Raw genomic sequence first — 11,530 nt, 5'->3', positions numbered from 1 at the left:
TTCAAATTATTTATTTACAAATCGATTCATTATGAAACAAAGATATTTCAAATGTTTATTGCTTTTCCTGGCCTTTGTTTTTGCTGGGGGAGCCGTGAGCGCACAGGTACAAAAGGTTTCCGGTAAGGTGACCGATAAGTCGGGAGAACCTCTTCCCGGAGTAACGGTTATCCTGAAAGGAACCACAAATGGTACGATTACTGATTTTGAAGGAACGTACGTGATCAATAATTTATCTGATAATTCGACCTTGATTTTTTCTTTTGTGGGGATGAAACCACAGGAGATTCCCGTTACGAAAGCAGTTATAAACGTCACATTGGAGGAGGAAACAGTTGGATTGGAAGAGGTTGTTGCAATTGGTTACGGTAAAGCCAAGAAAGGCGACTTAACCAGTTCGATAACTTCGGTTAAAGGTGAAGAAATCAAGAAGATGACCGTTGGTAACCCGGTTGAAGCCTTGCAGGGAAAAGCTCCCGGTGTTCAGGTAATTGCCGGTAGTGGCGCTCCAGGCGCTGCTCCGAAGGTACTGATTCGTGGTTTCACCTCGGTGAACCTGAGTACAGATCCATTGTATGTAGTGGATGGAGTTCCAATGGGAAACAACCTGAACTTTTTGAACTCGAATGAGATTGAAAGTATCCAGGTTTTGAAAGATGCTTCGGCTTCAGCAATTTATGGTAGCCGCGCATCAAACGGTGTTGTACTGATTACAACCCGCCGCGGTAAAGCCGGAAAAACAAGCTTTTCTGTCGATTTAACTTATGGTGTTCAGTCTTTCAGTAAGCCATACGATATGGCGGATGCATCAGAGTATGCTCAAATCATGAATGCATCACTGGCAACTTCAGGAATTCCTGAACGCTTTCCCGATCCGGCATCTTTAGGTAAAGGTACCGATTGGTGGGGAGCTGGTGTTGATCAATACTCTCCTCAAATGAACTTTAGTCTTCAGGCTACAGGTGGTAACGAAAAGAGCCAATATGCAGTTAGCTTGAACTATTACGATCAGTCATCTTTCTATAACAGTGGCGATTGGCAGAAATTTACTGCTCGCATTAGTAACGACTGGAAATTTTCAGATGTTGTTTCTGCCGGAATCACATTAAACCCACGCCGCGAGTATTGGCACAATACGCCGGATTGGTACCAGGATTATTTGCTAATCGATCCGATTACACCTATTTATCGTCCGGAAGATCAGCAGGCGGGATTAAATGAGTTCAGCATCTTCCAGCGTTCTTACTACACTTATACCTGGAACCCGATTGCTCGCGATGCGCGTAATTTTGGAACCGGTGGATACTATGCGTTGGGTTCAAATGCTTACTTGGGAATCAAAATTATTGACGGGCTTGAATTGAGATCACAACTGAGTGGCGATTTTCGTTTTAACGAATCAGATGATTTTCAACCTGATTTTTCGATCGACGAAGCGCACGAGTCCAGACAAATCAATATGGTTCAACGTAACCACTCAAAAGATTTGTACTGGAACTGGTCGAACACCGCAACATACAACATCAAAAGAGATCAGCATGATTTTACAGCCATGGTTGGTGCTACTCTGGAAAAATGGAGCGGGACGGATTTGTGGGGAACCAAAGAAGGTATTCCAAATAATACCGATTTGTTGCGCGAGCTGAATGCGGCAACTGAGAATCCAGAAACAGGCGGAAACAGTTGGGAAGAATCAATTGAATCGTTCCTTGGTCGTATTTCTTACAACTACGAAAGTACGTATTACCTAACAGCTAGTTACCGTGTTGATGGTTCATCAAAATTCATGAAGAATAATAAATGGGCTGCTTTCCCATCGGTATCTGCTGCATGGAGAATGTCGAATGCATCCTTCATGGAAAGTGCATCCTTTGTAAATGACCTGAAACTGAGAGCTGGATGGGGTAGACTGGGTAACCAGGGCTTGCCGGCTAATGTGTACAATTCAAGCATTGGTCAGTACTACTATATTTTGGGTCCGGGTGAAGGTGATTTGGTTAACACTACTTACCCAACCAGTATGAAGAATGAGGATATTAAATGGGAAACGGTTGAAGATTACAACTTCGGTGTTGATTTCACATTGTTCGATTCTAAGTTTGATGGTTCGGTGGAATACTATAAGAAGAAAACCCGCGATATGATTTTCCAGTTGCCTTATCCGAACTACAGTGGATTTCCTGATGATGCACGAATCTGGACGAACGTAGGTTCAATGGAATCAAAAGGATGGGATATCTCAGTGAATTACCATGGCAATGTATCGAAACTGCGTTATGATATTGGTTTAACATTGATGACAGTGGGAGTTAAAGCAACTGAACTTCCTGATATTACACCAGTAATCTATGGTGCCAGCGAACGAACTAAAACTGTTGAGGGAGACGTTCCTGGTTATTACTTCGGTTATAAAACAGATGGTCTATTCCAAAACCAAACTGAAATTAATTCACACTCAAGCGAGCATGGCGCCTTATTGCAACCTGTCGCAGAGCCTGGAGATATTCGGTTTGTCGATACCAACAACGATGGCGTATTGGATGGTGACGACCGAGTGAAGCTTGGTAGCCCTTGGCCCGATTTCACCGGGGGTTTGAACCTGAATGTTTCGTATGCGAATTTTGATTTTGGTGCAAATATCTATTTCAGCGTTGGCAACGAATTGGTGAACTGGAACAAACGCAATTTATACAGCACTGTTGGTTCGTCTAATAATGTCGAGTCTGGCTTACTGAATAAAGCATGGCATGGCGAAGGCACCAGCAACTCAATCCCAAGAATATCACATGTCGACAATAATGAAAACTACATCAAATTCAGTGATTTCTACGTGGAAGATGGCTCTTTTGCTCGTTTGAAAAACATTCAGCTGGGATACACCCTGCCAAGCTCATTGGTCAACAAATGGGGATTATCTAAATGTCGCTTCTATGTATCCGGTCAAAATATTCTGACTGTTACCGGTTATGATGGAATTGAACCAGAAGTTTCCGGAGGAGTACTAGATCTTGGATTTGGAGGATGGCAGTATCCTGTTCTTCCAACCTATTTAGTTGGTGTAAACGTGGCATTTTAACCTATAAACCAGATTAATCATGAATAAGAAATTTATCTATATATTCCTGTCCTGTGTGTTGTTAATGGCAACATCGTGTGAGGATTTTATTGAAACAGAACAGAGGGGTACGCAAAACCTGGATAATTATTTTGCAAATGAGGCGGAATGTGAAGCCTTTGTGAACGGAATCTACAGTGGTTTTGGCAATATTGAAGAATGGTGGAAGCAATGGGTGCGTATTTCCAACGAAATGGCTACCGATGATGCCTGGATGGGGAACCTGACTCAAGGCAGCGGCGACTCTTATCCTTTCGCACACTATTCTATCACGGCTTCAAATGCTCCGGGAATGCTCAATAACTTCTACGTAAGTAAGTATTCCAATATTTCGGCTTGTAATATTGCAATTCAACGAATTGCCGAAGCTGATATCGCTGAGGATTTGAAGCAGCGTTATCTGGGCGAAGCGAAGTTTTTCCGGGCTTTCAACTACTGGGAGCTTGTACAGAACTGGGGTGATGTGGTGTTAATTTTGGAACCAACAGGTACTGATGGGTTGAATTTAACTCGCTCGCCAAAAGCCGAGGTTTACACGCAAATAATTGCCGACTTAAAAGATGCCGAGCAAGCGTTGCCAGCTAGTTATACCGGAATGAATATCGGTCGGGTAACCAAAGGCGCAGCACAGGCATTGTTGGCACGGACCTACCTGTTTACGCAGGATTATCAGAATGCATATGACTATGCTGATATGGTAATCAAATCAGGACAATATTCTCTGGAGCCTGAGTTTGTGAATGTATGGAGTGTCTATAATCACAACGGGGTGGAATCAATTTTTGAATGGCAATCCAGCAGTAACCAAGCCTATGCATTAGGTAGTCGTTTTGCAACAATCATGCAGGCACGCGGACAGAGCTGGGATGATCCGGATAACAGCATGGACGGATGGGGATGGTGTGTTCCAACTTCAAATCTGGAACAAGCTTATCTGTCTGAAGGTGACGATATTCGTAGATTAAGTACAATTTGTCGAATGGGCGAGGCCGTTTATGGAGATGAGGAGAATTCGAATTACCAGTTCTCACTTGATCAGAACAAATCTGGTCGTGTTTGGCGGAAGTTTTATGTGCCATTGGCAATGCGCCGCCAGTTAACAACTGAAGATCAGCACGTACCACTACCTTATATTTTCCTGCGTTTAGCCGAAATGTATTTGACACGTGGCGAGGCTGCATATTTCTTAAATCGTCCGGTGGATGCACTGGCCGATATCAATGTGGTGCGCGAACGTGCCGAATTGCCTGCAAAAACCGGTTTGAGTGGAAACCAACTGTTATATGCGATCTGGAAAGAGCGACGTTTGGAGCTGGCGAATGAAGGAATGCGTTTATACGATCTGCGACGTGAAATTGATCCGGTAGCCAGTAAGCCAAGAATTGACCTGGTAATGGGGCCAAACGGTTCATTTGTAAGATACAACCTGGAGGAAAGCACTGACGAGTGGGAGTTGAATCATCCCGAGGAACGTCAGGATAAGGGAACCATGTTCATTGAAGGTCGTCATGAACTTTGGCCTATTCCGCAAAGTGAAATTGACCGGAGTAATGGAGTAATTTCACAGAATCCGGGCTATTAGTAAGTTCAGAAAATAGTGGTTCCGGTCAATTAGTATGATTGCCGGAACCTATTTCTCACCACGAATTACAAATTCACAAAAACAACTACAAAATGCGCGATATAAGCAAGCTTTATTTCTTCCTGATTGCCATTGGTATTTTCTTTGTTTCCTGCGGTAAGGATGCCGATTTAGAACCGGGCGACGAATCATCAGATTGGGGAGAACTCATTTATATTGATCCTTCGGTGGAATACCAGGAAATTGATGGTTTTGGCGCTTCCGACGCCTGGCGTTGTCAGTTTGTCGGTGAGAATTGGCCGGACAACAAGAAAGAAGCTATCGCAGATTTGTTGTTCAGTAAGGAGTTGAAAGAAGATGGATCGCCGAAAGGAATTGGCTTGTCGATGTGGCGTTTCTACCTTGGAGCTGGCAGTGCCGAGCAAGGCGCAGCAAGCGGGATTACAAGTGATTGGAGAAGAGCAGAGTGTTTCTTAAACGAAGATGGAACTTATAATTGGAATAAGCACCAGGGACAGCAATGGTTCCTAAATGCGGCAAAAAGCCGAGGTGTCGAGCATTTTCTTGCCTTTTCAATTTCCGCTCCGGTTTTTTATACCCAAAACGGACTGGCCTATGCTCCTGCAGACGGTGCCATGAATATTGAGGCCGGCCGGATGGGAGATTACGCCGATTACCTGGTAAATGTGATGGCTCATTTTGACGAACAGGGGTTTCCCTTTGATTATCTGAGTCCGGTAAATGAAACCCAGTGGGATTGGACAGGGAACGGGCAGGAGGGAACTCCAGCCACAAATGCCGAAGTGGCAAATTTAGTTCGTCAAATATCCGCCAAGCTAACTCAGGCCGGATTGAATACTCAAATCATAGTGAGTGAAGCTGCCGAACTGGATTTTCTGTACGGAAGTGCAGGAAAGCCAGGGCGCGAAAATCAGATTGATGACTTTTTCTCTGTTAATTCTGCCAATTCAATTGCAAATTTGCCCAATGTGCTGAATTGCATCTCCGGGCACAGTTATTTCACAACTTACCCGAATCAAACCCTGATTTCGAAAAGGCAGCAATTGGGCGCAAAGTTGGCGACGGCTCCGGGAGGACTTGGTTTTTGGCAATCGGAATTTTCTATTTTGGAAAACACCAGTGATATTGGCGGCGGATGGAATCGTGACTTGTCAATCAACACCGCTTTATATGTTGCGCGTGTGATTCATTTCGACTTAACACTGGCCAATGCCCGCTCGTGGCAGTGGTGGACTGCGCTTTCGCAATACGACTACAAAGATGGACTAATCTATCTGGATAACGGGAATAACGGAATTACCGGTCCCGACCAGCCGGATGCTGAAACATTGAAGTACGACGGAAATTACCGCGAATCAAAATTGCTTTGGGCTCTGGGAAACTTTTCCCGCTTTGTACGTCCGGGAATGGTGCGGGTAAGAGCCGGTTTGTCTGTTCCCAAGTCTGAAGATTTTCAGGCAGAGCATTTGATGTTATCGGCATACAAGGATGCGCAGACGAATGAATTGATCATGGTATTTTTGAATTACTCTTCGTCAGACCAAAAAGTAACTATTGGTAATTTGGATAATGGTTTGAAGTTGAACGGTAATACGTTGGAATGTTACGTTACTTCGGAAAATGAAAGCCTGAGGCGCTTCGAGATGGATGTCAACCAAATGACTATTCCTGGCAGATCGGTAGTAACGGCTAAATGCACGATTCAAAATTAAAAATCAGCTATGAAAAAGATACTGCTTTGTACATTGTCTGTTGGCTTTGCCTTGTTGAGTTTTTCGCAGGAACGTTTGAGCTTGAATGTCAATCCCGATGTCCGCTTCCAAACAATCGATGGATTTGGAGCGTCGGATGCCTGGCGTTGCCAGTTTGTAGGCAAAAACTGGCCGATTGACAAAAAAGAACAAATTGCCGATTGGCTTTTCAGTTCTGAAACCGATGAAAACGGAAATCCCAAAGGCATTGGTTTGTCGTTGTGGCGGTTCTATTTAGCTGCCGGAACTGCTGAGCAGGGGAATAAATCTGGAATTGCCAACGAATGGCGCCGAGGCGAAAGTTTTTTGTCGCCACAAGGTGATTGGGATTGGAACAAATACGAAGGACAACGTTGGTTTCTAAATGCAGCCAAAGAACGGGGGGTGTCCAAATTCTTGGCCTTTACCATTGCTGCGCCAGTTCAGTATGCCAGAAACGGAAAAGGATTTGCTTCAGAAGGAGATATCAGATTCAATGTAAAAGCGGATTGTGTTGGCGATTATGCGGCTTATTTGGCTGAAGTATTGCAGCACTTCAAAGAACATGAAGAAATAACATTCGAGTATATTAGCCCTTTTAATGAACCACAATGGGACTGGGATCAAGGTAACCAGGAAGGAACTCCAGCCTTAAATCAGGAACTATACAACTACATTAATTTACTTTCCAAAGAACTTGTTCGCCGGAACCTGAAAACAAAGATTGTTGCCGGAGAAGCAGCAACGATAGATCATATCAGTTCCTATGTGAAAAAGGATGATCGGGACAATCAAATGGAAGTATTCTGGTCAAAATCGTCTCCATACTACCTGGGAAACCTAGCCAATGTGGAACCGATTATTTCGGGACACAGTTATTTTTCGGTATGGCCAGTTAAAGCACAGGTTGAAAGCCGGGAGGAATTGGCAGAGAAAATGGCGCAAGTTAATCCGGAAATTGGCTATTGGGAAAGCGAGTACTGCGTGCTGGAAGCGAATGATGAGATTGGTGGTGGCTGGAAACGGGATTTGGAAATGCCTACAGCTTTATTTGTGGCCCGGATTATACACAACGATCTCACCATTTGTAATGCACGGTCGTGGCAATGGTGGACCGCTTTGTCGCAGTTCGATTTTAAAGATGGCTTAGTGTATTTAGATGCGGGCACCCAAGACGTAACCGGTGCAATGGGAGCCGATACTGAGAGCCTAAAAAAGGATGGAATTGCAAGAGATAGCAAACTCATGTGGGCCTTCGGAAATTATTCTCGTTTTATTCGGCCAGGGATGGTTCGGGTGGAAGCGCGTCTGGATGGCATAAATAATTTAGCGCATGACGATGGCCTGATGGTTTCAGCATATCAGTCTTCGGATGGGAGAGAGTTAGTTGTGGTAATTGTGAACACAACAGAATCAGCATTTACGATTGACTCCACTTCAACAGGAGGGGCAACTTCAACAAAAATGTATCTCACAGATAAAGAACACAAATTGGAACGACTTAAAGTCTCCCCGGAGAAGATTGAAATTCGACCTCGTTCTGTATCGACATTGTGTTTCAGCAAAAAATAGAAAGCAAAAAATATGACCCAAAAATTATTACTAACAATGAAACATTTAATCAAAACAAAAGCACTGTTTGCAATAGTGTGTATCGTCTTACTCGGATCGTGTACACTGGAGCCGGATCAATCAATCGATTTGTCGGGACAGTGGGAATTGTGTCTCGATTCGACAAATGTAGCGCAAATCGATCAGCTTAATTTTACCCAGACAGTTTCGCTACCCGGAACACTGGATGAGGCTGGAATTGGAAAACCGCTGGGCCTTCAGCCTGAATTGAAACGTGAAGTGATGCTTCATTTGTACCGGAAACACGAATATGTGGGAAAGGCCTGGTACAAAAGAACGATCACTGTTCCGGAACTTCAGCCTGCTACAAAAAGCATTTTGAAGATGGAGCGTGTGATGTGGAAATCGGAAGTGTATGTTGACGGTAAGCTGGTTGGCGAGGCCAATAGCCTTTGTGTTCCTCATGAATACGATTTAACCGAGTACCTGGCTCCGGGTGAGCACGAGCTTTTGATTTGCATTGACAACAGCCGTCAGTTTGATTTGAATAATGTAGATATGGCACATGCTTATACTGATGAAACCCAGATTAAATGGAACGGAATTTTGGGTGATTTTGCAGTGCATTTTTATCAAGAGGAACCGTTGACTGATATTCGGGTTTTCCCGAGTTTGCCCGATCAGAGTGTTCGTGTAAAAGTTGGTGGATCATTTGCGACCGGTATGCAATTGCAAATGGCAGTTAAAGATGAAAACGGCAAAACTGTTGCTTCAAAGAGTTTTGATCCAGATGCCGCAGATATGTATGTGCTTAAAATGGAAGAGCCGGTAAAGAGCTGGGACGAATTTTCTCCTACACTTTATACGCTGGAAACAAATCTGCTTGCAGATGGGAAAGTAATCCAAACTGAAAGCAAGACTTTTGGTTTCCGTGAGTTGGTATCAAAAGGCAAAAGCCTGGAATTAAATGGAGATCCCTTGTTTCTACGAGGTACGCTGGAGTGCAGCATATTCCCCTTAACCGGACATCCTCCGTTGAATGAGGCAGAGTGGATCAAGCTTTACAAAACTGCAAAAGCATACGGCCTCAATCATATTCGTTTTCACTCCTGGTGTCCGCCGGAAGCTGCTTTTAGCGCTGCGGATAAGCTTGGCGTTTATTTGCAGGTGGAAGCGCCTAACTGGAATACCAAGTTTGGAGAAGACGCTCCATCGGCCGATTTTATTTGCACAGAAGCGGAACGAATCATCCATACCTACGGCAATCATCCTTCATTCTGTTTTATGTCGATGGGGAATGAGTTGGAAGGTGATTTCCAACGCTTGACAGATTTAGTTTTGGAATTGAAGAAACAAGATAAACGCCATTTGTATACAACAACAACCTTTACATTTCAAAAAGGACATGGCTTGGTGCCGGAATCCGTTGATGATTTCTTCATCACGCAATACACCGACAAAGGTTGGGTGCGCGGACAAGGAGTTTTTGATGCGGAGTATCCAAACTTCCGGACCGACTATACGCAGTCTGTTACCGGTTTGCCTGTGCCGCTGATCACGCACGAGATCGGGCAGTATTCAGTTTATCCGAATTTGAAGGAGATTGATAAATATACCGGCGTTTTGGAGCCTGTCAACTTTAAGGCAGTACGGAAGGATTTGGAAGAGAAGGGTTTGATTGATCTGGCTGACGATTACCTGATGGCTAGTGGAAACCTGGCAAAACTGCTGTACAAAGAGGAAATTGAAAGAGCATTGAAAACGGTTGGAATTGCCGGTTTTCAACTACTTGATTTGCACGATTTCCCGGGGCAGGGAACAGCTCTGGTAGGTTTGCTTGATGCATTCTGGGACTCGAAAGGAATTGTCGATTCCACCGAATTCAGAACATTTTGCTCAGAGCTTGTACCTCTTATTTGGATGGAAAAAGCGGTTTACCGGAATACGGAATCAATCATGCTTGAGTTTGGCGTTGCCAACCATTTTCAAACACTGAAAAATCAGAATATAGATTTAGAATTGGTGGATGAAAAAGGTGCTGTTGTCCAAAAATCAGGCTTAATAGCTGATGAAATTGTGAAAGGCAAAACATCGAAACTGGGAACTGCCGAGTTCAAATTGGCGGATATCAAAGAAGCTGCTCAATACACACTTCGCCTTTCGTTATCTGGGACAGCCTATACGAACAGCTGGCCTGTTTGGATTTATCCGGAAACTACAGGCGAGGTGAAAGACGATCAGCTGGTTGTTACCCGCTCTTTTGCAGAAGCGCAAAAAGCGTTGGCCGCTGGTAATAAAGTGTTGTTAAATCCTGATTTGAAAGAAATTAAAGGCTTGGAAGGCAAGTTTGTTCCCGTATTCTGGAGTCCAGTACATTTCCCGGATCAACCCGGAACGATGGGCTTGTTGATTGATGCCGAAAACCCGGCTTTCAATTACTTCCCAACCGACTCTTATACCAACTGGCAATGGTGGGATTTGTGCAAAAAATCAAGGACGCTTGAGTTTGGTGATCTTCCGATAAAGCCAATTATTAGGGTTGTGGATAATTTCTTTAAGAACAGAAATCTAACCAACCTCTTTGAAGCAAAAGTCGGTGAAGGTAAATTGTTGTTCAGCTCGATGGAATTAAGTGAGAACCTGGAGAATCGTTCGGCGGCAAAACAATTGCGTTACAGTTTGGAGAAGTATATGGAGAGCGATGCTTTTGAGCCGACAAATGAACTAAGCATAAAGCAACTTGGGTTGCTGAATGCGGAATAGGCGGTTCAGCACTTCATTTGTTTTGCAGGTAGGAAATGCCTGGTAAATTAACCGGATCACATCGGCTGCAAACTAGATGGTCGATATGATCTGGTTTTTGATAATATAGGGGTGGAACGTTAATGTTTGTCTCCGGTGTTTTTTTTTTAATAATATTCTTTTAATGTGTTGTGTTGTAGTTTTGTGTGTTTTGTCGGATCGGGTGTTTTTCGTTTTTATTTAAAAGGAGTTAATGATAATATGATCCATGTTTGGATAGAATTGTTCATTGCTTCACACCTCGTCCCTTAGTATTTTTGACCTATAACTTAAAAAGTGAACCAGTGAAAAAATCAACACTAAACAACCAGTTTATTCTGGGTATTACGATGGTTTCGGCTATGGGGGGATTGCTGTTCGGCTATGACTGGGTGGTGATCGGTGGTGCGAAGCCTTTTTATGAGCGTTTCTTCGACATAGCTAATAGTCCCAATATGCAGGGGTGGGTTATGAGCAGTGCTTTAATTGGCTGCTTGTTTGGGGCTGCAGTTTCGGGATATTTGGCCGATCATTTCGGTCGTAAAAATCCGCTGATTGTAGCAGCATTTTTGTTTACGGCTTCAGCTCTTGGGACAGGTATTGTAAATCAAATAACTCCATTTATTTTTTTCCGATTACTCGGAGGACTGGGGATCGGGATCGCTTCCGGTATTTCGCCTATGTACATTGCCGAAATTGCTCCGGCAGAAAAGCGGGGGAAATTGGTGT

6 protein-coding genes are annotated in these 11,530 nt (G+C 43.8%); all 6 read left to right on the top strand.

Features of this window, described 5'->3' with window-relative positions; translation table 11 throughout:
- The first annotated feature begins 31 nt into the window (after window positions 1-31).
- The gene (locus GJV22_RS00030) at window positions 32-3,076 is read left to right on the top strand and encodes a SusC/RagA family TonB-linked outer membrane protein (RefSeq protein ID WP_163706927.1); all 3,045 of its coding nucleotides are present in this window, start codon (window positions 32-34) and stop codon (window positions 3,074-3,076) included.
- A gap of 19 nt (window positions 3,077-3,095) precedes the next feature.
- Entirely contained in the window at window positions 3,096-4,697 is a 1,602-nt protein-coding gene (locus GJV22_RS00025) for a RagB/SusD family nutrient uptake outer membrane protein (protein ID WP_163706923.1), read from the top strand.
- Between the two features lie 92 nt (window positions 4,698-4,789).
- Window positions 4,790-6,430: a glycoside hydrolase gene (locus GJV22_RS00020; protein ID WP_163706920.1), complete on the top strand. Its 1,641-nt coding sequence runs from the start codon at window positions 4,790-4,792 to the stop codon at window positions 6,428-6,430.
- A gap of 9 nt (window positions 6,431-6,439) precedes the next feature.
- Window positions 6,440-8,020 carry a glycoside hydrolase gene (locus GJV22_RS00015; protein WP_163706917.1) on the top strand — a complete coding sequence of 527 codons (1,581 nt, stop codon included), beginning with the start codon at window positions 6,440-6,442 and terminating at the stop codon, window positions 8,018-8,020.
- A gap of 36 nt (window positions 8,021-8,056) precedes the next feature.
- Window positions 8,057-10,783: a glycoside hydrolase family 2 protein gene (locus GJV22_RS00010; RefSeq protein WP_163706914.1), complete on the top strand. Its 2,727-nt coding sequence runs from the start codon at window positions 8,057-8,059 to the stop codon at window positions 10,781-10,783.
- A 323-nt stretch (window positions 10,784-11,106) separates the two neighbouring features.
- Window positions 11,107-11,530 (top strand): MFS transporter (locus GJV22_RS00005; protein WP_205461697.1); only part of this gene is annotated, 424 nt, incomplete at its 3' end.

Source organism: Mangrovibacterium lignilyticum (assembly GCF_010882175.1).
Lineage (GTDB): Bacteria > Bacteroidota > Bacteroidia > Bacteroidales > Prolixibacteraceae > Mangrovibacterium > Mangrovibacterium lignilyticum.
This window is presented reverse-complemented; position numbering and strand designations above follow the sequence as displayed.

Excerpts from the sequence above, each read along its gene's own strand:
- GJV22_RS00030 (WP_163706927.1), top strand. The coding sequence starts at position 32 with ATGAAACAAAGATATTTCAAATGTTTATTGCTTTTCCTGGCCTTTGTT.
- GJV22_RS00025 (WP_163706923.1), top strand. The coding sequence starts at position 3,096 with ATGAATAAGAAATTTATCTATATATTCCTGTCCTGTGTGTTGTTAATG.
- GJV22_RS00020 (WP_163706920.1), top strand. The coding sequence starts at position 4,790 with ATGCGCGATATAAGCAAGCTTTATTTCTTCCTGATTGCCATTGGTATT.
- GJV22_RS00015 (WP_163706917.1), top strand. The coding sequence starts at position 6,440 with ATGAAAAAGATACTGCTTTGTACATTGTCTGTTGGCTTTGCCTTGTTG.
- GJV22_RS00010 (WP_163706914.1), top strand. The coding sequence starts at position 8,057 with ATGAAACATTTAATCAAAACAAAAGCACTGTTTGCAATAGTGTGTATC.